At 71.3% G+C, this 20,140-nt stretch carries 19 protein-coding genes, 1 tRNA gene and 1 pseudogene; 2 read left to right on the top strand and 19 right to left on the bottom strand.

Annotation, left to right across the window (positions count from 1 at the left end):
- Nucleotides 1-30 precede the first annotated feature (30 nt).
- The 16 genes from PV341_RS16880 to PV341_RS16805 form a co-directional block, all read right to left on the bottom strand.
- Complete coding sequence (locus PV341_RS16880) at nt 31-444, bottom strand: Cg1360 family ATP-synthase-associated protein (protein ID WP_499514036.1); 414 nt, start codon at nt 442-444, stop codon at nt 31-33.
- Nucleotides 445-698: 254 nt separating this feature from the next.
- Nucleotides 699-2,006 (bottom strand): MraY family glycosyltransferase, encoded by a 1,308-nt coding sequence (locus PV341_RS16875; RefSeq protein WP_500325352.1) that lies wholly within the window; start codon nt 2,004-2,006, stop codon nt 699-701.
- Nucleotides 2,007-2,124: 118 nt separating this feature from the next.
- The gene (gene glyA / locus PV341_RS16870; protein ID WP_500325354.1) at nt 2,125-3,426 is read right to left on the bottom strand and encodes a serine hydroxymethyltransferase; all 1,302 of its coding nucleotides are present in this window, start codon (nt 3,424-3,426) and stop codon (nt 2,125-2,127) included.
- Between the two features lie 180 nt (nt 3,427-3,606).
- On the bottom strand, nt 3,607-4,239 hold the full coding sequence (locus PV341_RS16865; RefSeq protein WP_499514033.1) for an arsenate reductase/protein-tyrosine-phosphatase family protein: 633 nt from the start codon (nt 4,237-4,239) through the stop codon (nt 3,607-3,609).
- Complete coding sequence (locus PV341_RS16860; RefSeq protein WP_500325356.1) at nt 4,236-4,883, bottom strand: L-threonylcarbamoyladenylate synthase; 648 nt, start codon at nt 4,881-4,883, stop codon at nt 4,236-4,238. The genes PV341_RS16865 and PV341_RS16860 overlap by 4 nt, the downstream gene beginning before the upstream one ends.
- Nucleotides 4,884-4,914: 31 nt before the next feature.
- Nucleotides 4,915-5,760 (bottom strand): N5-glutamine methyltransferase family protein, encoded by an 846-nt coding sequence (prmC, locus tag PV341_RS16855; RefSeq protein WP_499514031.1) that lies wholly within the window; start codon nt 5,758-5,760, stop codon nt 4,915-4,917.
- Nucleotides 5,761-5,776: 16 nt separating this feature from the next.
- Nucleotides 5,777-6,865, bottom strand: a complete 1,089-nt coding sequence (gene prfA, locus PV341_RS16850; RefSeq protein ID WP_499514030.1) for a peptide chain release factor 1 — start codon at nt 6,863-6,865, stop codon at nt 5,777-5,779.
- 114 nt (nt 6,866-6,979) lie between these two features.
- A complete protein-coding gene (gene rpmE / locus PV341_RS16845; protein WP_431965655.1) occupies nt 6,980-7,204 on the bottom strand; it encodes a 50S ribosomal protein L31 in 225 nt (74 codons plus the stop codon).
- 123 nt (nt 7,205-7,327) lie between these two features.
- Nucleotides 7,328-8,452, bottom strand: coding sequence for an LCP family protein (locus PV341_RS16840; RefSeq protein WP_500325359.1), 1,125 nt, complete (start codon nt 8,450-8,452; stop codon nt 7,328-7,330).
- A gap of 270 nt (nt 8,453-8,722) precedes the next feature.
- Entirely contained in the window at nt 8,723-10,669 is a 1,947-nt protein-coding gene (rho, locus tag PV341_RS16835) for a transcription termination factor Rho (protein ID WP_500358243.1), read from the bottom strand.
- A 398-nt stretch (nt 10,670-11,067) separates the two neighbouring features.
- Entirely contained in the window at nt 11,068-11,991 is a 924-nt protein-coding gene (gene thrB, locus PV341_RS16830) for a homoserine kinase (RefSeq protein WP_500325362.1), read from the bottom strand.
- 260 nt (nt 11,992-12,251) lie between these two features.
- Nucleotides 12,252-13,340: a threonine synthase gene (thrC, locus tag PV341_RS16825; protein ID WP_500325364.1), complete on the bottom strand. Its 1,089-nt coding sequence runs from the start codon at nt 13,338-13,340 to the stop codon at nt 12,252-12,254.
- A gap of 7 nt (nt 13,341-13,347) precedes the next feature.
- A complete protein-coding gene (locus tag PV341_RS16820; RefSeq protein WP_500325366.1) occupies nt 13,348-14,697 on the bottom strand; it encodes a homoserine dehydrogenase in 1,350 nt (449 codons plus the stop codon).
- Nucleotides 14,698-14,823: 126 nt separating this feature from the next.
- The gene (lysA, locus tag PV341_RS16815) at nt 14,824-16,215 is read right to left on the bottom strand and encodes a diaminopimelate decarboxylase (protein WP_500358242.1); all 1,392 of its coding nucleotides are present in this window, start codon (nt 16,213-16,215) and stop codon (nt 14,824-14,826) included.
- Between the two features lie 19 nt (nt 16,216-16,234).
- Nucleotides 16,235-17,212 carry an ArgS-related anticodon-binding protein NrtL gene (gene nrtL, locus PV341_RS16810; protein ID WP_500358241.1) on the bottom strand — a complete coding sequence of 326 codons (978 nt, stop codon included), beginning with the start codon at nt 17,210-17,212 and terminating at the stop codon, nt 16,235-16,237.
- A 76-nt stretch (nt 17,213-17,288) separates the two neighbouring features.
- Complete coding sequence (locus PV341_RS16805; protein ID WP_500325568.1) at nt 17,289-17,720, bottom strand: response regulator; 432 nt, start codon at nt 17,718-17,720, stop codon at nt 17,289-17,291.
- Between the two features lie 237 nt (nt 17,721-17,957).
- Between PV341_RS16805 and PV341_RS16800 the strand changes: the two genes are divergently transcribed.
- Nucleotides 17,958-18,029, top strand: a tRNA-Arg gene (locus PV341_RS16800).
- Nucleotides 18,030-18,247: 218 nt separating this feature from the next.
- Here PV341_RS16800 and PV341_RS16795 read toward each other — a convergent pair.
- Together PV341_RS16795 and PV341_RS16790 are read right to left on the bottom strand one after the other, a co-directional pair.
- Nucleotides 18,248-18,514 (bottom strand): annotated as a pseudogene (locus PV341_RS16795) (tyrosine-type recombinase/integrase); the annotation flags it as partial.
- A 204-nt stretch (nt 18,515-18,718) separates the two neighbouring features.
- Nucleotides 18,719-19,015 carry a hypothetical protein gene (locus PV341_RS16790; protein ID WP_500358239.1) on the bottom strand — a complete coding sequence of 99 codons (297 nt, stop codon included), beginning with the start codon at nt 19,013-19,015 and terminating at the stop codon, nt 18,719-18,721.
- 448 nt (nt 19,016-19,463) lie between these two features.
- Between PV341_RS16790 and PV341_RS16785 the strand changes: the two genes are divergently transcribed.
- Nucleotides 19,464-19,946 (top strand): hypothetical protein, encoded by a 483-nt coding sequence (locus PV341_RS16785; RefSeq protein ID WP_500358238.1) that lies wholly within the window; start codon nt 19,464-19,466, stop codon nt 19,944-19,946.
- On the opposite strand, the gene PV341_RS16780 is transcribed toward PV341_RS16785, so the two are convergent.
- Nucleotides 19,915-20,140, bottom strand: a 226-nt coding sequence (locus PV341_RS16780; RefSeq protein ID WP_500358236.1) for an integrase core domain-containing protein, incomplete at its 5' end; no start/stop codon positions are given. The two genes, PV341_RS16785 and PV341_RS16780, sit on opposite strands and share 32 nt — an antisense overlap.

The following is a 20,140-nucleotide window of genomic DNA, read 5'->3' as shown; positions in this document are numbered from 1 at the left end:
GCGGAAGTTCGCCCGCACCGGCCCTGCTGTTCACGACGGAGTTCCGGCGGATCCGGGCTCCACGTACAGCATCTTGGTCTTCATATGAGCACGGGCCTGGGCGGCGATCCACACCAGGGTCGTACCGAGCAGGGTGAAGGCGAACACCTGGGTGTCGAACAGCGTCGTGTGCTTGAACACGGCCAGCACGATGGCCAGGAGCAGCAGCTGCACGGTGTAGAGCATCAGGCCCATCGCCTGGAACAGCGTGGGATAGGAACGGGCGGTGCGCTGAAGCACCGTCAGACCGATTCCCATGAACACGATCACCACCACCGCGCCGAAGCCCGCGCCGATCGCGCCCTTGCCGCCCGCGAGCATGCCTGACACAGCCACCGCGATCACCCCCGCGGCAGCGGCGGGCACGGCGCAGTTCAGGAGCGTTCGGACGTCGTTGGACTGCATGGCGGCAGCTCCTCCGGCGAGGTTGGGGTACAGGGGTCGTCGAGGACGAGGGTAGCCCGGCTGCGAGGACATGCCTCACGCCGGAAGACCATCGCACTAGGGTCTTTCGGCTTGATTCCGGGTTCTCGTGAACGGTATCACAAACTATTTGATGAGGTCTTTACCCGGTTCGTGTGTGACCTGTCACACGGAAGGAGTAACCGTCGTGGCGCCTACCTGACGCCGCACCACGGCTGTGCTACGGCGCGGCCGGCCTACGGACGGGTGCCCGCGCCCCGTCCGGCGTCCACCAGGGACCGTGCGCTGAGCGCGGTCGCGCCGTTGACGCCGGGGGCCTCCCCCGCGGCGATCGTGGCCGCCGCGGCGGCGTGCGCCGCCTGCGCCGCCTCCACCCGGGTACGGCGGTAGCGCGGCGGGACGAACGCCTCGGCCCAGCGCGGGGCCCGGGGCCGGAAGCGCGGCATGAGCAGGGCGATCAGTCCCATGGCGCTCAGCATCACGATGCCCAGGACGATCCACAGGCTGGAGGAGTTGACCGAGAAGGCGACCGCGCCGAAGGAGATCAGCGCGGACCAGAAGTACATGATCCACACGGCCCGGCTGTGCGAGTGGCCGATGTCCAGCAGCCGGTGGTGGAGGTGGCCGCGGTCGGCGGCGAACGGCGACTGCCCGTTCCAGGTGCGGCGCACGATGGCCAGCACCAGGTCGGCCGCCGGGATCGCGATGAGCGTCAGCGGCAGCAGCAGCGGCATGTAGACCGGCACCATGAAGTGCGTGGTGTCCCGGGTCGAGCCGGTGAGGTTGGTGATGGCGTCGGGGTCGGTCTGGCCGGTGATGGAGATCGCGCCGGAGGCCAGCACCAGGCCGATCAGCATCGAGCCCGAGTCACCCATGAAGATCCGCGCGGGGTGGAAGTTGTGCGGCAGGAAGCCCAGGCACATCCCGATGAGGATCGCGCTGAACAGCGTCGCCGGGGCGGCGGCCTCGATGCCGTATCCGTACCAGATGCGGTAGGCGTACATGAAGAACGCGATCGCGGCGATGCACACCATTCCGGACGCGAGTCCGTCGAGTCCGTCGACGAAGTTCACCGCGTTGATCGTGATCACGACCAGGGCCACGGTCAGCAGGGTCGACTGCACCGGTGTGAGCGCGACGATGCCCTTGCCCGGGATCGGCAGCCACAGCACGGTCAGACCCTGCAGCACCATCACGCCGGCCGCGATCATCTGCGCGCCCAGCTTGATCAGCGCGTCCACGCCCCACTTGTCGTCCAGCACGCCCAGCAGCCAGATCAGCCCGGCGCCGGAGAGCAGTGCCCGTGGCTCGTTGGAGAGCTCGAAGACGCTCTTGAGGTTGGTCAGGTGGGCCGCCACCAGCAGGCCCGCGCACAGACCGCCGAACATGGCGATGCCGCCGAGGCGTGGCGTGGGTTCGCGGTGGACGTCACGATCACGGATCTCGGGCATGGCGCCCGCCGCGATGGCGAACTTCCGCACCGGCCCCGTGAGGAGGTAGGTCACGGCGGCTGCCACGCAGAGGGTCAAGAGGTACTCGCGCACGGCCACACCCTATTCGCGTCCGGGTGGCGACTGTAAACACAGACGAAGACTCACAGCGGGTACCCAGGGTTGCACACACCACTCCCGGGGTCGGCCCGCGCCCCCTGTGAAGCGCGTCTCAGCCGGGGTACGGAGGGAAGCCCTCGACCAGTTCCGCGACCTCGCCCGCCAGTCCCCGCTCCTCCCGCAGCGCCCGCACGATCAGGTCCGCGACCTGCGGCATCTGCTCCTCGCCCATCCCCTGGGTGGTCACCGACGCGGTGCCCAGACGGATGCCGGAACCGGCCGCGCAGGGCTCCGTGTCGTACGGCAGCGTGTACTTGTCCAGCACGATCCCGGCGGCCGCGCACAGCCCGCGGGCGCGCATCCCGGTGACCCCCAGGGCCGACACGTCGGCGGCGATCAGGTGCGTGTCCGTGCCGCCGGTGGCGATGCGCAGGCCGCGCGCGGCGAGCGCCCCGGCGAGCGTGCGGGCGTTGGCGACGACCTGGTGCGCGTAGAGTGCGAACTCCGGCCGCGCCGCCTCCGCGAGGGCCACCGCCTTCGCCGCGACGGCGTGCATGTGGGGGCCGCCCTGCGAGAACGGGAAGACCGCCCGGTCGATGCGCCGGGCCAGGTCCGCGCCGCACAGGACCAGCCCGCCGCGCGGGCCGCGGAGCGTCTTGTGCGTGGTGGCGCACACCACGTCCGCGTACGGCACCGGGTTGGGGGCGGCCCCGCCGGCGACCAGGCCGAGCGTGTGCGCGGCGTCCACTATCAGGTACGCGCCGACGTCGTCCGCGATCTCCCGGAAGACGGCGTAGTCGATGTGCCGGGGGTAGGCGATGCCGCCGCAGACGATCGCCTTCGGGCGGTGGCGGTGGGCCAGGACCCGCAACTGCTCGTAGTCGATCAGGCCGCCCTCCTCGAAGGTTTCGCCCCGCGTCACCCCGTAGCCGGCGAAGCGGAACCAGCGGCCGGAGAAGTTCGACTCGGATCCGTGGGTGAGGTGGCCGCCGTGGGCCAGCGACATCGCCAGGACGGTGTCACCGGGGACCAGGAGGGCCGCGTAGGCGGCCAGCACGGCCGAGGAGCCGGAGTAGGGCTGCACGTTCGCGTGCGCGGCTCCGAACAACCGTGTGGCCCTTTCGACGGCCAGCCGCTCGGCCAGGTCCACCAGCTCGCACCCGGCGTGGTGGCGGTGACCGGGGTAGCCCTCGGCGTACTTGTTGGCGAGCGGCGAGCCGAGCGCCGTCAGGACGGCCGGGGAGGTGAAGTTCTCGCCGGCGATCAACTGCAGGCACGAGGCCTGCCGCTGGGCCTCCCCGAGGAGGATGTCGGCCAGCTCGGGGTCATGGGCGCGCAGCTCGTCGAAGCCGCGGCCCCAGGCCGGGAGCGTGGGGGTGACTATGTGGGGTGAAGACGCTTCCGCGGTGGGCATGGCGGCGCTCCCGGGGGCGGCTGGGAAGGTTCTCACCTGCCACTGTTGCACCCTTCCGGACATTTCGCGCCGCGTTGTGCTCCACCGGGGGCCGGGTTTCCGCCAGGGGCCGCGCCGCCGTGCCGCGGCAGCCGCCCCGAGGGCCACGTGCGTCGTGCTGAAACCTTCCGCCCGGGGCGGTCAGGCGGTGGGCGCCGGCATCCCGGTGAGCGCGGTCAGGACGGGGTCCAGCGCGTCGTGGATCTCCTCGCCGATGCTGCGGAAGAACGTCAGCGGGGCGCCGTACGGGTCGTACACCTCGTCCGCGTCGGGGGTGGGCGCCAGCAGCCACCCGCGCAGGGCCGCCGCGGCGCGCACCAGGGACCGCGCGCGCTCGGTCACGCTGCCCTCCGGCAGCGTCGCCGGGTCTATCGCCTTCACCAGCCGGGTGAACTCCTTGAGCGTGAAGGTGCGCAGCCCCGCCGCGTGCCCCATGGAGATCACCTGGGCGCGGTGGTCGCGGGTCGCGGTCAGAACGAGGTCGGCGTCGATCACGTGGTCGTCGAGGAGTTCGCGGCCGAGGAACCCCGTGGGGTCGGCGGCGTACTCCGCGAGCACCGTGGCGGCGTGCGCCTCCATCGGCGAGCCCTCGTGCCCCCAGGTGCCGGCGCTCTCCACGACGATCCCCGCGGCGCCGTCACCGAGCCGCAGCGTCAGCTCGTGCCGGGTCAGCCGCTCGGCCATGGGCGAGCGGCAGACGTTGCCGGTGCAGACGTGGAGGATGCGGAACGGGCGCTCGCCGTGATCCCACTGCCCGGGTATGGGCGGTGTCAATTGCCGACCTCCAGGTCGGGGACGACCTCACGGAGCTGCTCCGCGCTGATCGCGCCCGCCCGCAGCAGGACGGGCACCTTGCCGGTGACGTCCACGATCGAGGACGGTACGGCCGCGGGCGTCGGGCCGCCGTCGAGGTAGATCGCGACGGAGTCGCCGAGCATCTCCTGCGCCGCGTCGCAGTCCTGCGGGGAGGGGTGACCGGTCAGGTTGGCGCTGGAGACGGCCATCGGGCCGGTCTCGGTCAGCAGTTCGATGGCGACCGGGTGCAGCGGCATGCGGACGGCCACGGTGCCGCGGGTGTCCCCCAGGTCCCACTGGAGCGACGGCTGGTGACGGGCGACGAGGGTGAGGGCGCCCGGCCAGAAGGCGTCGACCAGCTCCCAGGCCTGCTCGCTGAAGTCGGTGACCAGGCCGTGCAGGGTGTTCGGGGAGCCGACCAGGACGGGCGAGGGCATGTTGCGGCCCCGGCCCTTGGCCTCCAGCAGGTCGCCGACGGCCTCGGTGTTGAACGCGTCCGCGCCGATCCCGTAGACGGTGTCGGTGGGCAGCACCACGAGCTCGCCGCGGCGTACGGCGGACGCGGCCTCGCGCAGTCCGGCAACCCGGTCCGTCGCGTCCGAGCAGTCGTAACGCCGTGCCATCAGCAGACCTCCATGACGTGTGGCGCCGTGGTCACGGCGTCGCCTTGCGGGCAGTGGTGAACCGGGGACGGTTGTTGAGGTCGGGGTGGTCGGCGGCGTCCGCCCAGCCGGCCTCCTCGGTGAAGATCCAGGGCACCTGGCCGCCCTGGGTGTCGGCGTGCTCGATGACGACGACCCCGCCCGGCCGCAGCAGCCGGTGCGCGGTGCGCTCGATGCCGCGGATGGTGTCCAGGCCGTCCTCACCGGAGAACAACGCCATCTCGGGGTCGTGGTCGCGGGCCTCCGGCGCCACGTGCTCCCACTCGGTGAGCGGGATGTACGGCGGGTTGGAGATCACCAGGTCCACCTGGCCGTTGAGGTCCTGGAAGGCCTCCAGGGCGTTGCCCTGCCGCAGGTCGACCTTGCTGCCCTCGACGTTCTTGCGGGCCCACACCAGCGCCTCGTCGGACAGCTCCACCGCGTGCACCCGGCTGCGCGGCACCTCCTGCGCCAGGGCGAGCGCGATGGCGCCCGAACCGGTGCACAGGTCGACGATGAGCGGCTCGGCGACGTCCATGGCGCGCACGGCGTCTATGGCCCACCCGACGACCGACTCGGTCTCCGGGCGGGGCACGAAGACCCCGGGGCCCACCTGGAGCTCCAGGTACCGGAAGAACGCGCGGCCCGTGATGTGCTGCAGCGGCTCGCGGGCCTCACGGCGGGCCACGGCCTCCCAGTAGCGCGCGTCGAAGTCGGCGTCCGCGACGGTGTGCAGCGCGCCGCGCTTCACCCCGTGCACGTACGCCGCGAGCTCCTCGGCGTCGAACCGCGGCGAGGGAACGCCGGCGTCGGCCAGCCGCTGGGTCGCCTGGGCGACCTCGGCGAGCAGCAGGTTCACGTTCTCCGCCTCCGGTTCAGCTTCCGTCGCCCGCGGCAGCCAGCTTGGCGGCCGAGTCGGCGTCGACGCAGGCCTGGATCACCGCGTCCAGTTCCCCGTCGAGGACCTGGTCCAAGTTGTACGCCTTGAAGCCGACGCGGTGGTCGGAGATGCGGTTCTCCGGGAAGTTGTAGGTGCGGATGCGCTCGCTGCGGTCCACCGTCCGCACCTGGCTGCGGCGGGCGTCGGAGGCCTCGCGCTCGGCCTCCTCCTGCGCGGCGGCCAGCAACCGGGAGCGCAGGATGCGCATCGCCGACTCCTTGTTCTGCAGCTGGCTCTTCTCGTTCTGGCAGGAGACGACCAGCCCGGAGGGCAGGTGGGTGATGCGCACCGCGGAGTCGGTGGTGTTGACCGACTGGCCGCCGGGGCCCGAGGAGCGGTAGACGTCGATCCGCAGGTCGTTGGCGTTGACCTCGACCTCGACCTCGTCGGCCTCGGGGGTCACCAGCACACCGGCGGCGGAGGTGTGGATCCGGCCCTGCGACTCGGTGGCCGGCACGCGCTGGACGCGGTGCACGCCCCCCTCGTACTTCAGCCGGGCCCAGACGCCCTGGCCGGGCTCGGTGGCACCGTTGCCGCCCTTGGTCTTCACCGCGACCTGGACGTCCTTGTAGCCGCCGAGGTCGGAGGCGTTGGCGTCGATGATCTCGGTCTTCCAGCCCTGGCGCTCGGCGTAGCGCAGGTACATGCGCAGGAGGTCGCCGGCGAACAGCGCGGACTCCTCGCCGCCCTCGCCCGCCTTGACCTCCAGGATCACGTCCTTGTCGTCGCTGGGGTCACGCGGGACGAGCAGCAGCCGCAGGCGCTCGGTGAGCTCCTCGCGCTGCTTCTCCAGCTCCTTCACCTCGGCGGCGAAGTCGGGGTCGTCCGCGGCCAGTTCGCGCGCGGTGCCGATGTCCTCGCCGGTCTGCTTCCAGCCGCGGTAGGTGCCGATGATGGGGGTCAGCTCCGCGTAGCGCTTGTTGAGCTTGCGCGCGTTGGCCTGGTCGGCGAAGACCGCCGGGTCGGCAAGCTTCTTCTCGAGGTCGGCGTACTCGCCGATCAGTTCCTCGACCGCCTCGAACATCAGGATCCCTGCTTCTGGAAGGGGTGAACGCCGGTGTACCAGCCTGGGACGACAAAGCGCCGGTCCGGCCGCCGGAGGATATCCGGGCAGCCGTGGACCGGCGCTTTCGGGTCGCTACTTCTTGGCGGACCCGGCCGCCTTGCCGAAGCGGGCCTCGAAGCGGGCCACGCGGCCACCGGTGTCGAGGATCTTCTGCTTGCCCGTGTAGAACGGGTGGCACGCGGAGCACACGTCGGCGCGGATGACGCCCTCGGTGACGGTGCTGCGGGTGGTGAACGAGTTGCCGCAGGTGCAGCTGACCTGCGTCTCCACGTACTCCGGGTGGATGTCGCGCTTCAAGGGATTCTCCTAGTGTTCGGGAGGGTCCCGGGTCGTGCTGCGGGCTTGCGTCACGTGAACCGGGGCCGACGTACCAGTCTGCCAGCACTGGCCGCATCTGCCCAAACCGGGGTCCGCGGCGATCTATTCCGATCCCGTCGCGGACGGCTGCGAGGAGCTCCTGACCACACCGTTCGTGTCGACGTCATCACCCGCCGAGCCCTTCGTGGCGGACCTGGGGATCGGCTTGTCGGCCCGTAGCGCGGCCCAGACCTGCTCGGCCTGGTCGGGGATCGGCAGGACGCGGTTGGGGTCGGCGGGGTCGTAGCGCACCGGCATGGTGACCATGTTGATGTCCTTGGAGCCCAGGTCCTTCAGGCTCTCCCCGAGGCCGACCAGCTTCTTCACCGACGCCAGCTCCGAGTCGGTGGTGATGGCGCCGGTGGCGGTGTCGGCGATCTCGTAGAGCCGGGTCGGCGAGCTCAGCAGCCCGATGCTGTTCACCCGGTCCACCAGGGCGCTGAGGAAGGCCTGCTGCAGCCTTATCCGGCCCAGGTCGCTGCCGTCCCCCACCCCGTGACGGGTGCGGACCAGGCCGAGGGCCTGCTTGCCGTCGAGGTGGTGCGTGCCGGCCGGCAGGTGCAGATGGCTCCGGTTGTCGCTGATGGCCTGGCTGGTGGTGACGGTGACGCCGCCGAGGGCGTCGATGAGGTGCTGGAAGCCGGAGAAGTCGACCTCGATGTAGTGGTCCATGCGGATGCCGGTCATCGTCTCGGCCGTCTTGACCGCGCAGGCCGGGCCGCCGATCGAGTACGCCTCGTTGAACATCTCGCCCCGGCGGGGCGGGGCCGTGCCGCCGCCGGGCTCGGCACACGCCGGGCGGTCGACGAGGGTGTCGCGGGGGATGCTCACCACGCTCGCCCGGTGGTGCCCCTGGTAGACGTGGACGATCATCGCGGTGTCGGAGCGGGCGGTGCCGTCGTCCTGGCCGCCGCCGGCCTTCTGGTTGCTGCCGGAGCGGGAGTCGGAGCCGAGGACGAGGATGTCCATCGAGCCGTTGTCGACGTCGGCCGGCCGGTCGCGTCCGAGGAGGGCGTTGATGTCGATGCCCCTGATGTTGCCGTTGAGCTTGAGGTAGAGGCAGCCGACGGCGGTGGTGGCCAGCAGGAGGAACGTCGCCACGACCCAGGCGGTGATCCGCAGGGCCCGTCGGCGGGGGCTGCGCCGGCGTCGCCGGGCGGCTCGTCCGTCGTCCGCGTGATCGGCCATCGGCTCCTCTGTCCTGATCGGCTCCTCATGGTTGGGGTACCCGTTCCCGTGCCCGATCAGGCACGGGAGAGGTGCCCGCACAGGGCAATGACAGCGGGTCCGGGAGCGCCCCGCCTCGGGACGCGCCGGATCCGCCGCAGGTGAGAGCCATCCGGTCGGTGCCGCGGGCGGGCACGAGCGGCCGCGCACGAGCGGCCGGGGACGACGGAAGGCCGGTCCCGTCACCGAAGTGACGGGACCGGCCTCCTGGGCCGTGCCGACGCCGGGGCGTCAGTCGTTGTTGCCGCCCGGGGTGGTCTTGGCGATCTGCATCAGGAACTCGGCGTTGGACTTGGTCTGCTTCATCTTGTCCAGCAGCAGCTCGATCGCCTGCTGCGAGTCGAGCGCATGCAGCACCCGGCGCAGCTTCCAGACGATGTTCAGCTCGTCCGGAGCCAGCAGGATCTCCTCCTTGCGGGTGCCGGACGGGTCGACGTCCACCGCGGGGAAGATCCGCTTGTCGGCGAGCTTCCGGTCGAGCTTGAGCTCCATGTTGCCGGTGCCCTTGAACTCCTCGAAGATCACCTCGTCCATGCGCGAGCCGGTCTCGACCAGCGCGGTGGCCAGGATGGTCAGCGAGCCGCCGTCCTCGATGTTGCGCGCGGCACCGAAGAAGCGCTTCGGCGGGTACAGCGCGGTCGAGTCGACACCACCGGACAGGATGCGGCCGGAGGCGGGCGCCGCGAGGTTGTACGCGCGGCCCAGACGGGTGATGGAGTCCAGCAGGACGACGACGTCGTGGCCCAGCTCCACCAGCCGCTTGGCGCGCTCGATGGCGAGCTCGGCGACGGTGGTGTGGTCCTCGGCGGGACGGTCGAAGGTCGAGGAGATGACCTCGCCTTTCACCGACCGCTGCATGTCGGTGACCTCTTCCGGACGCTCGTCGACGAGGACGACCATCAGGTGGCACTCGGGGTTGTTGCGGGTGATCGCGTTGGCGATGGCCTGCATGATGATCGTCTTACCGGTCTTCGGCGGGGCCACGATCAGGCCGCGCTGGCCCTTTCCGATCGGGGCGACCAGGTCGATGATCCGGGTGATCAGCTGGCCGGGCTCGTTCTCCAGCCGCAGCCGCTCCTGCGGGTACAGCGGGGTGAGCTTGCCGAACTCCGGACGGCCGCGGCCGCTCTCCGGCGCCATGCCGTTGACGGAGTCCAGGCGCACCAGGGCGTTGAACTTCTCGCGGCGCTCGCCGTCCTTCGGCTGCCGGACGGCACCGGTGACGTGGTCACCCTTGCGCAGGCCGTTCTTGCGGACCTGGGCGAGCGAGACGTACACGTCGTTCGGGCCGGGCAGGTAGCCCGAGGTCCGGATGAACGCGTAGTTGTCGAGGATGTCGAGGATGCCCGCGACCGGGATCAGGACGTCGTCGTCGGCGACCTGCGGCTCACCCGCGAAGTCGTCGCGGCGGTTGCCGCCCCGCCCGCGGCGGTCGCGGTAACGGCCCCGGCGCCGGCGGCCGCTGCCGTCGAACTCGTCGTCGTCCTGGTGGCCGCCGCCCTGCGGACCGCCGCCCTGCTGCTGGCCCTGGGGGCCGCCGCCCTGCTGCTGACGCTGCTGGCCGCCGTCCTCGCCGCCCTTGCGGCGGTCGCGCTGACGGTCCCGCTGACGGTCGCGGCGGCTCTCGCGGCGCTCGTCGCCGCCCTTGGCGTCGCCGGACCTGCCCTCGGCGCTGTCCACGGCGGCCTCGGCACGGCCCTCGGCGGACTGCTCGGCCTTGGCGGACTCCGCCTTGGCGGACTCCGCCTTGGCCTTGGCCGCGGGTGCGGTCTTCTCGCCGGCCGGCTGGCCGGGGATCTCGATCTGCTTCGGCTGCTGCTCGGCGCCCTGGTTCCCGGCCTCGGCGGATTCACCCGTACGGGTGCGCGAGGTCGCCCGGCGCTTCGGCTTCTCGGCGGCGGGCGCGCCCTCGGAGGCGGTGGCCTTGGCGCCGCTGCCGGACTGCGCGGCCTTGATGGTCTCGATGAGCTGGCTCTTGCGCATCCGCGCGGTGCCCTTGATGCCGAGACCGGAGGCGAGCTGCTGCAGCTCGGCCAGGACCATGCCGTCAAGACCGGTACCGGCGCGGCGGCGCCGCGCGGCGGGGGCAGTGGCAGCACCGGTGGCAGGCGCGGCAGCATCGGACGCGGCGACAGGGCTGTCTGCGCGTACGCCCATCAGATCGGTGGTGTCGCTCACGAAGGGTCCTTCCCTGGAGCGGACGTCGGCCTGTCTGGCTCGGCGACCGGTCGTGCTGTCCGGATCCGGTCCTTATCACTTACGCCGGACCCGGGGCGGTGGTCCGCCTGATGGCGGAGGAAATGATGTGGAACAAAAAAACACAGTTACCGGCGAGGTGAGAGTCCACTCTCGGGTGAAACGTCACCCGCGCCGTCTCCGGAGCGTGCTCGGCACTGCCCAGGCAGGCTGCCTATGCGGTGTGGGAGGCTCCCGGAAGAATGGGCGGTCCCGATGCGGGACACAAGGCACCGGGACAACAGGTCCAGCAGGCGGGCGCCTGAGTCCACGGGTGCAGCAATGAGATTAACACTACCGGATCCAACAAACATTCCCCCTCTCTACGACCGGCAATCGTGTCACTGCCCCACAGCGAGCGGCAGCACACTCGCCCCCGCCGCGTCGAGGGCCAGGCGGTTCGCCGCCCACCCCTCGGCCGCCAGCCGGGAGACCTTGTCGGCGGTGTCCTCGTCCGCCAGCGCCAGCACCGTGGGTCCCGCACCCGAGATGACAGCGGGGACGCCCTCGGCGCGCAGCCGGTTCACCAGTGCCGTGCTCTCCGGCATCGCGGGCGCCCGGTACTCCTGGTGCAGCCGGTCCTCGGTGGCGGGGAGCAGCAGGTCGGGGCGCCGGGTGAGGGCCTCGACCAGGAGTGCGGCGCGTCCCGCGTTGACCGCGGCGTCCACGTGCGGGACGGTGCGCGGCAGCAACCCCCGGGCGGTCTCGGTCAGCACCGGCCTGCCCGGCACGAAGACCACCGGAACGACCGACTCGCAGGGGTCCATACGGACCGCGTGGGCGGCCCCGCCCTCGGTCCAGGCCAGTGTGAAGCCGCCGAGCAGACAGGCGGCGACGTTGTCCGGGTGGCCCTCGATCTCGTTGGCCAGTTCCAGCAGCGCGGCGTCGTCGAGCTTCTCCTGCCCGCCTATCGTCACCGCGCGGGCGGCCATGATGCCCGCGCAGATGGCGGCGGAGGAGGAACCGAGGCCGCGGCCGTGCGGGATGCGGTTGGCGCACACGACCTCCAGGCCGCGCGGCTGACCGCCGAGCAGGTCGAAGGCGGTGCGCAGGGACCGTACGACCAGGTGGTTCTCGTCGCGGGAGAGCGAGTCGGCGCCTTCGCCGGCAATGTCGACGTGCAGACCGGAGTCGGCCACCCGGACCACGACGTCGTCGTAGAGTCCGAGCGCCAGGCCGAAGGCGTCGAAGCCCGGTCCGAGGTTGGCGCTGGTCGCGGGGACCCGCACTCGGACGGCGGCGGCGCGGAAGGCTGGTCCGGCCATCGTTCGATGACTCTCCTTGTTTCCAGGGCGTTTCTGCCTCGCGATGCCGCGGCATCGTTGCCGTACGGCGGCGAGGACTTGGGGGACCGTACCAAGGGGATCCCGCGAGGAGGATGCCAATGGCATGGGCCAGAACGGCGTGCGGCGGCGCCGGTGTGGGGCAAGCCTATCGAAGGAAGGTTCTCCTGCGACATAGGGCGCACGGACAGCGCGTGATGCGTGTCGCGTGCGGTTCCGTGCGCCCCTGTCGTCCCGTGGGGTCAGAGCAGCCCGAGCCGGTCCGCGGCGGTGTCGGCGTCCACCGGGACCGTGATGGGCTGCGGCGCGCCGGCGACCGCCCAGTCGGGGTCCTTCAGGCCGTTGCCGGTGACGGTGCAGACGATCCGCTGGCCAGGGTCGACCGCGCCCTGCTCGGCGGCCTTCAGCAGCCCGGCGACGCTCGCGGCGGAGGCCGGCTCGACGAAGACGCCCTCCTGCGCGGCGAGCAGCCGGTACGCCGACAGGATCTGACGATCCGTCACCGAGTCGATCAGGCCCCCGGATTCGTCCCGCGCCTCCTCGGCGAACTGCCACGACGCCGGGTTGCCGATCCGGATCGCGGTGGCGATCGTCTGCGGCTGGCGCACCGGGTGGCCCAGCACGATCGGCGCGGCGCCGGCGGCCTGGAAGCCCCACATGCGCGGATTGCGCGTCGACACGCCGTCCGCGCGGTATTCGCGGTAGCCCTTCCAGTAGGCGGTGATGTTCCCGGCGTTGCCGACCGGCAGCACATGGATGTCCGGCGCGTCGCCGAGCGCGTCCACGATCTCGAAGGCGGCGGTCTTCTGGCCCTCGATACGGGCCGGGTTCACCGAATTGACCAGCGCCACCGGGTACTTGTCGGACAGGCCGCGGGCCAGGTCCAGGCAGTCGTCGAAGTTGCCGTCCACCTGAAGGATGCGCGCCCCGTGCACCAGCGCCTGGCCCATCTTGCCCAGCGCGATCTTGCCCTGCGGCACCAGGACGGCGCACACCATCCCGGCCCGCACCGCGTACGCGGCGGCCGAGGCGGAGGTGTTGCCGGTGGAGGCGCAGATGACCGCCTGCGCGCCCTCCTCCTTCGCCTTGGAGATCGCCATGGTCATGCCGCGGTCCTTGAAGGAGCCGGTGGGGTTGGCGCCCTCCACCTTCAGGTACACGTCGCAGCCCGTGCGCTCGGACAGCACCTGGGCGGGGACCAGCGGGGTCCCGCCCTCCAGCAACGTGACCACGGGGGTCGCCGCGCCGACCGGGAGCCGCTCCCGGTACTCCTCGATGAGGCCGCGCCACTGGTGGGTGGCCGGCACGCGGCCGGCAGACACTGCGTTCATCGCTGGATTACTCCCCTTCCACACGCATGATGCTGGCGACGCCCCGGACGGTGTCGAGCTTGCGCAGCGCCTCGACGGTCGCCGCGAGCGCCGCGTCCGGCGCCCGGTGGGTGACGACGACGAGCGACGCCTCCCCGCCCTCCCGTCGCCCGCCACCACCCTGCTCGACGACGACTCCGTCGCCGCCGCCCGGATTCCTTCCCTGCTGACGAACGGTGTCGATCGACACCTGGTGCTCGGCGAAGACCGTGGCCACCTGGGCCAGGACACCCGGTTTGTCCGCCACGTCCAGGCTGATGTGGTACCGCGTCACCACGTCACCCATCGGGCTGACGGTGAGCTGCGCGTACGCCGACTCCCCCGGCCCGGTGGTGGCGGCCAGCTTGTTGCGGCAGGTCGCCACCAGGTCGCCCAGCACCGCGGAGGCCGTCGGCGAGCCGCCCGCCCCGGGGCCGTAGAACATCAGCTGGCCGGCGGCCGCGGCCTCCACGAAGACCGCGTTGTACGCCTCGCGCACGCTGGCCAGCGGGTGCGTCAGCGGGATCATCGCCGGGTGGACGCGGGCGGTGACCGAACGGCCGTCGGCGCTGCGCTCGCAGATCGCCAGCAGCTTCACCGTGCAGCCCATCTTCTTGGCCGAGGCGATGTCGGACGCGGTGACCTCGGTGATCCCCTCGCGGTGCACGTCGTCGATGGTCACCCGGGTGTGGAAGGCGATGCCCGCCAGGATCGCGGCCTTGGCGGCGGCGTCGAAGCCCTCCACGTCGGCGGTGGGGTCGGCCTCGGCGTAGCCCAGCGCGGTGGCCTCGTCCAGCGCCTCGGAGTAGCCGGCGCCGGTGGTGTCCATCTTGTCGAGGATGAAGTTGGTCGTGCCGTTGACGATGCCCAGCACCCGGTTGACCTTGTCGCCGGCCAGCGACTCGCGCAGCGGGCGGATCAGCGGGATGGCGCCGGCGACCGCGGCCTCGTAGTAGAGGTCCACCCCGTGCTCGACGGCCGCGGCGTGCAGCGCGGCACCGTCGGCGGCCAGCAGCGCCTTGTTGGCGGACACCACGCTGGCGCCGTGCTCGAAGGAGGTGGTGATCAGGGAGCGGGCGGGCTCGATGCCGCCGATCACCTCGACGACCACGTCGATGTCCCCGCGTTTGACCAGGGCGGTCGCGTCGGTGGTGAGCAGCTCGGCGGGCACGCCCGCGCGCACCCGGTTGGGCCGCCGTACCGCGATGCCGGCGAGCTCCACCGGTGCGCCGATCCGCGCGGCGAGGTCGTCCGCGTGCGTCGTCATGATGCGCGCCACCTCTGAGCCGACAACACCACAGCCCAGCAGCGCCACCTTCAGCGGACGCGTACGCATCATCCGACCTCGCTTCGCGGTTTACGGCTTTTCAAGCCTCTTGGACGGTCCCAGTCTCACGCACCGGACGGAAGTTTCCACGTGCTGTCCGGATCGCGAGACCGGTCTCCTTCGATGTGAGATTTCACGTCAGCCGACGTCGAGACGCAGGAGATCTTCTTCCGTCTCGCGCCTGACGATCACCCGGGCCTCGCCGTCCTTGACGGCGACCACCGGGGGGCGCAGGGCGTGGTTGTAGTTGCTGGCCATCGAGCGGCAGTACGCACCCGTCGCCGGCACCGCCAGCAGGTCGCCGGGCGCCAGGTCGGCGGGGAGGAAGGCGTCGCGCACCACGATGTCGCCCGACTCGCAGTGCTTGCCGACGACCCGGCTCAGCATCGGCTCGGCGTCGCTCGACCGCGACACCAGCGCGACGCTGTACTCGGCGTCGTACAGCGCGGTGCGGATGTTGTCCGACATGCCGCCGTCCACGCTCACGTACGTCCGCAGGCCCTCCAGCGGCTTGATCGTCCCCACCTCGTACAGGGTGAACGCCGTCGGGCCCACGATCGCCCGGCCCGGCTCGACCGACAGCCGCGGGACGGCGAGCTCCGCGCCCCGGCACTCGCGGGAGACGATCTCCCCCAGCGACTTGGCGATCTCGTGCGGCTCGCGCGGGTCGTCGTCCGGGGTGTACGCGATGCCGAGGCCGCCGCCGAGGTCGATCTCGGGCAGCTCCACCCCGTGCTCGTCGCGGATCTGCCGCAGCAGGCCGGTCACCCGGTGCGCCGCCACCTCGAAGCCGGAGGTGTCGAAGATCTGCGAGCCGATGTGCGAGTGGATGCCGACCAGTTCGAGCGAGTCCAGGCGCAGCACCCGGCGCACCGCCTCGGCCGCGTCCCCGCCGCCCAGGGAGAAACCGAACTTCTGGTCCTCGTGCGCGGTGGCGATGAACTCGTGGGTGTGCGCCTCGACGCCGACCGTGACGCGGACCTGCACCCGCTGCCGCCTGCCCAGCTTCTGCGCGGCGTCCGCCACCCGGACGATCTCCTGGAACGAGTCCACCACGATCCGCCCCACCCCGGCCTCGACGGCCTGGCGGATCTCCTCGGTGGTCTTGTTGTTGCCGTGCAGCGCGATCCGGTCGGCCGGCATCCCCGCGGACAGCGCCACGGCCAGTTCCCCGCCGGAGCACACGTCGAGGTTGAGCCCCTCCTCGTTCAGCCAGCGCACCACGGCGCGGGACAGGAACGCCTTGCCCGCGTAGAAGACGTCGGCGTCCGCGCCGAAGGCCTCGCGCCAGGCACGGCAGCGGGCCCGGAAGTCGGCCTCGTCCAGGATGTAGGCGGGGGTGCCGAACTCCTCCGCGAGGCCGCGGACGTCCAGTCCGCCGACGGTGGCGACGCCCTCGGCGTCGCGGGTGACGGTACGGGCCCAGACCCGGGGGTCCAGGGTGTTCAGGTCGGCGGGCGGCGCCGCGTAGTGACCCTCGGGGAGGACGTCGGCGTAACGGGGCCCGGCGGGGTGTGCGGAACGGCTCATCGTCTCGTGCTCTCTGCTCTCACAGGTGTCGGGGGGCGCTGATGCCGAGCAGGGTCAGGCCGTTGGCGAGCACGGTCCCGGCGGCGTCGGCGAGCGCCAGGCGGGCCCCGTGAACGGCCGAGGGTTTCTCCTCGCCCTTCGGCAGCGCCGGGCACTCGTCGTGGAAACGGAGGAAGGCATCGGCCGTGCGCTCCAGCAACCGCGCCACCCGGTCGGGTGCGCCGTGCCGGGCAGCGGCCTCCACGGTGCGGGGGAAGTCGGCGATCAGGCCGAGCAGTTCGGTCTCCGCGGGATCCCGGCGGCCGGATTCGGCGCCGGGTTCCAGGCCCAGGTCGTAGGCATTGCGCAACAGGGCCCGGCTTCGGGCGTGAGCGTACCGGACCCGGAACAGGGGGTTGTCCTCGCGCTGCGCCAGGTGCGCCGCGGGGTCGGTGCGGGGGGCGTCCTCGGCGGGCGGGCGCAGCAGCGCCCAGGCGGTGGCGTCGGCGCCGAGGCTGCCGGCCAGCTCGTCCGGCGTCTCCCGTACGGGGTACGGCCGCCGCGCGGGCGGCTCGATGCCGGTGGCCGCGTGGAGCCGGCGGAGGGCGGCGGCGTAGGCGTCGGCACGGCCCTCGCCGCTGGGTGCGGGGAGGGCCGCGGCCTCGTGCTCCCCCACCCCGTAGCGGTGGCCCTGCTCGCGTACGAGATCGACGAGGGCCTCGTAGGACTCCCCCTGGAGGGTGATGTTGAGGAACCCCGGTGCGGCGACGTCCACCCGGGCGATGCCGGGGGCGGCGGCGAGCCGGCGGCCGATGACGTCCGCGACGGCGAGCGGCGCGACGCCGGTCAGGGGGGCCAGCTGCAGGGCCACGTTCGTGGCGTAGTCCCCGCACCCGGGCCGCGGCGGCCTGCGCACGACGACCCGCTCGGGCACCGGGCCCGCGAGGCTGAGCTCGTCGGCCTCCACGGCACGACGGACCGTGGCGAGCACGGTGCGGGAGAGCTCAGCGGGGGTCACAGACGCAAGCGTAGGCGAGGAGGGGGGTACCGACGCGAACGGGTTTCACCCTTTGGTCATCCCTGGTCACCCGCCGTCAGGCAGTGCCCGGGGTGCCCGCCGACGCGCCTTGCTGGGGTGCGTCGACGTCCTTGTCGACGAGCCCGCGCACCACGCTGAGCAGCTCGCCGGGCTCGAAGGGCTTGCTGAGGAAGGCGTCCACCCCGGCGGCGACGCCGCGCTCCACCTCGGCCTGAGTGCAGGCGCTGACCACGACGATCCGCACGTCACGGGTGCGGGGGTCCGAGCGGAGGCGGGCCGCCGTCCGTATCCCGTCCAGCCGCGGCATGACGACGTCCAGGGTCACCACATCGGGGCGCACCTGCTGCACCACGTCCAGGCATTCGGCACCATCGGCCGCGGTCACGACCTCGAAGCCCTCCAGCTCGAGGTTGACCCTGATCAGCTGCCGGATGACCTTGTTGTCGTCGACGACAAGCACCCGGCCGGACTCGCCCGGCACATTCAGAGCCTAGGCGCGCCGGATCGGATGCGTCCGCGTTTTCCCCATTCCTTCCCCGACCGGGGGACCCCGCACCGGTACGCCGGACACGCGCCGCCGCCATGGGCTATGCCACCGGCACGCGGCGCGGGGCACGCCCGGCACCCCCTCCCCACCAGCAACCCGCCTCCCCGGAAACCCTGTACACGGACACCCCTTCCAGGCTGGTAAGGTTTCACCCGTCGCCGCCACAGCGGCCGACACGCCCCCGTAGCTCAGGGGATAGAGCAACGGCCTCCGGAGCCGTGTGCGCAGGTTCGAATCCTGCCGGGGGCACCTCGCACGAGGTGCCAAAAGACCCCGCCACCAGCCAAGACGCTGGATGCGGGGTCTTTGCGTATGCGCAGGCGTGTGCCGCCGGAAGTGGGTCTAGGACGGGGTCTGTGGACTATCCGTGGACGGGATCTTGGGGCATCAGACCAGGTCAGCGGGCAGATATGGCGAAAGGCCCCGGACGCGTCCAGGGGCCAGTCCACGCGGGAGCGCGCCGATCGTCACTCGTACTCGCGCAGCAGATCCTCGATCCGGCGGTTCGCGACCTCCTGCCGGCCGTCAATGCACTTGGCATACCGGCTCAGCAGCACCTCCACGCTGTTGCCCGCCGTGATTGCCTCCTCGCCGGCGTTCAGCCACGTCGACAGCGCCGAGTGCGAACGCCGGGCGAGCGGTGAGGCGGCCACCGCAGGGGGCAGCGCCAGCAGGCGAGCCTCCTGCCAGAGCCGGTAGTAGGAGGTCGAGGAGACCACGCCCCGCCCTCGCTGGGTTGGGCGGGACGACAAGACAAGCAGACAGCCTTCCGTCCCATCCGGCACGCCTGGTGTGCGAGGTCGCCTGTAGCGCGACTAGCCTGCGCCACCTAACACGCGAACGGATTCACCAACGCAGAGTCCTACTCACCGCGCGTGAGTGACCGCCACCCACAAACTGCGCGGAATGCGGGAGGTCCGTACGACGGGACAAAGTGCTCAGCCGGTGATGGCAGCCTGGCTCAACCTCTTGAGCACGTCCTCGGGAGACAACTGCGAGTCCCGCAACTTCTCGTATCCGGCAACAACCTCATCCGGGTCCAAGCCTGCCTCTCGCGCCTTGCTACGCAGGTCAGCGAGGTCGATGGCATCCCTAAGCGCCTGCTTCGCGGCCTCGGCGTCCTGATGTTGCAGCCGCTTAGCCGCTTCCTGCTGACCACGCTTCCACATGTACCAACCTCCGCCAGCGCCGCCTCCAAAGAGGGCACCAGCAGCGGCGAAGATGAGAATAGGCATCTCCGGTCCCTTCGTTGTCGATCACAGGCTGCCATGTCCGTGCCGCCATCGCGGGCGAATCGGAGGAAAAGGGCGAGCCGTGGCTTCGATGCCAACTGCCTGGCAACGGCAGATGAGTGCACTTCGCCCTCACCACGAGAAGGGACGCCATCCCCGGATCGAAGCCGGACCGCACATTCGGCAACCTCGGTGGCGTCCACGCTGTCGTTCACCCAGGTCGACAGCGCCGAGTACCGCAGGCCGTACGGGCGGCACGCGAGGAGTGATGCGGCCACCGCCAGCGGCAGCGCGAGCAGCCGGCCAACCAGGCGCCGACCACGCGCACGCCGATAGCCGAGTCGAGCAGAACCGAGCGCCGCTATCCTCGTCCCGGGTTGGATCATGGCGCAAGGCAGCCTGAGCATGCTGCCGTGCCAGCGCCGTCAGGTGCGGGCGGACGAATTAATGGGTGGGGGATCTCGTGGATGTGACCACGCTTGCCGTCGCGCTGATCAGCGTCGGAGGAACGATCGGCGGAACGCTGGGTGGCGCTGTGCTTAGCCAGCGTGCCAGCCGGGAGCAAATCGAGCGTGCTGAGCGTAAACAGGAGCGGGAGCGCCAGGAGCAAGCTCTGCAAGCCAAACGCGATCTCTACGCCGCTCTGAACACGACGGCTCGCGCCTACCGCTTCGCAGCCCGAGACGCCGTTCGAGCATCCGAGCGTGGTGAAAGCGTCGACCCGGCAGCTCTCGACGCCGCCAAGGAGGCCTGGGCCGACCAGTACTCTCAAGCGCAGATGGCGCTCGCCAAGGACGTCCTGGGCGTAGCGTCGAAGCTCAACAGGGCGCTCGGAGTCGGGTACTCAGTCGTCAAGCAGTTGCCGAGCAGGGGTCTGCTGCAGGTTTGGGTGACAGGTTCGGTCACGCGGCCTGGAGGGCCGGTGGGGTCATGACGGTCTCGAATTCGATGGGGGTCAGGCGGCCGAGTGCGGCTTGTCTGCGGCGGCGGTGGTAGGTCCGCTCGATCCAGGTGACGATCGCGATCCGGAGTTCTTCGCGGGTGGCCCAGCTCCGGCGGTCGAGGACGTTCTTCTGCAGCAGGCTGAAGAAGGACTCCATGGCCGCGTTGTCTCCGGCTGCCCCGACT

This window comes from Streptomyces sp. PA03-1a (assembly GCF_033792805.1).
Taxonomy (GTDB): domain Bacteria; phylum Actinomycetota; class Actinomycetes; order Streptomycetales; family Streptomycetaceae; genus Actinacidiphila.
This window is presented reverse-complemented; position numbering and strand designations above follow the sequence as displayed.

Coding starts and splice junctions, on each gene's coding strand:
- PV341_RS16880 (WP_499514036.1), bottom strand. CDS start 444: ATGCAGTCCAACGACGTCCGAACGCTCCTGAACTGCGCCGTGCCCGCC.
- glyA (WP_500325354.1), bottom strand. CDS start 3,426: ATGCCCACCGCGGAAGCGTCTTCACCCCACATAGTCACCCCCACGCTC.
- PV341_RS16860 (WP_500325356.1), bottom strand. CDS start 4,883: ATGGCACGGCGTTACGACTGCTCGGACGCGACGGACCGGGTTGCCGGA.
- prfA (WP_499514030.1), bottom strand. CDS start 6,865: ATGTTCGAGGCGGTCGAGGAACTGATCGGCGAGTACGCCGACCTCGAG.
- PV341_RS16840 (WP_500325359.1), bottom strand. CDS start 8,452: ATGGCCGATCACGCGGACGACGGACGAGCCGCCCGGCGACGCCGGCGC.
- thrB (WP_500325362.1), bottom strand. CDS start 11,991: ATGGCCGGACCAGCCTTCCGCGCCGCCGCCGTCCGAGTGCGGGTCCCC.
- thrC (WP_500325364.1), bottom strand. CDS start 13,340: ATGAACGCAGTGTCTGCCGGCCGCGTGCCGGCCACCCACCAGTGGCGC.
- PV341_RS16820 (WP_500325366.1), bottom strand. CDS start 14,697: ATGATGCGTACGCGTCCGCTGAAGGTGGCGCTGCTGGGCTGTGGTGTT.
- lysA (WP_500358242.1), bottom strand. CDS start 16,215: ATGAGCCGTTCCGCACACCCCGCCGGGCCCCGTTACGCCGACGTCCTC.
- PV341_RS16790 (WP_500358239.1), bottom strand. CDS start 19,015: ATGCCTATTCTCATCTTCGCCGCTGCTGGTGCCCTCTTTGGAGGCGGC.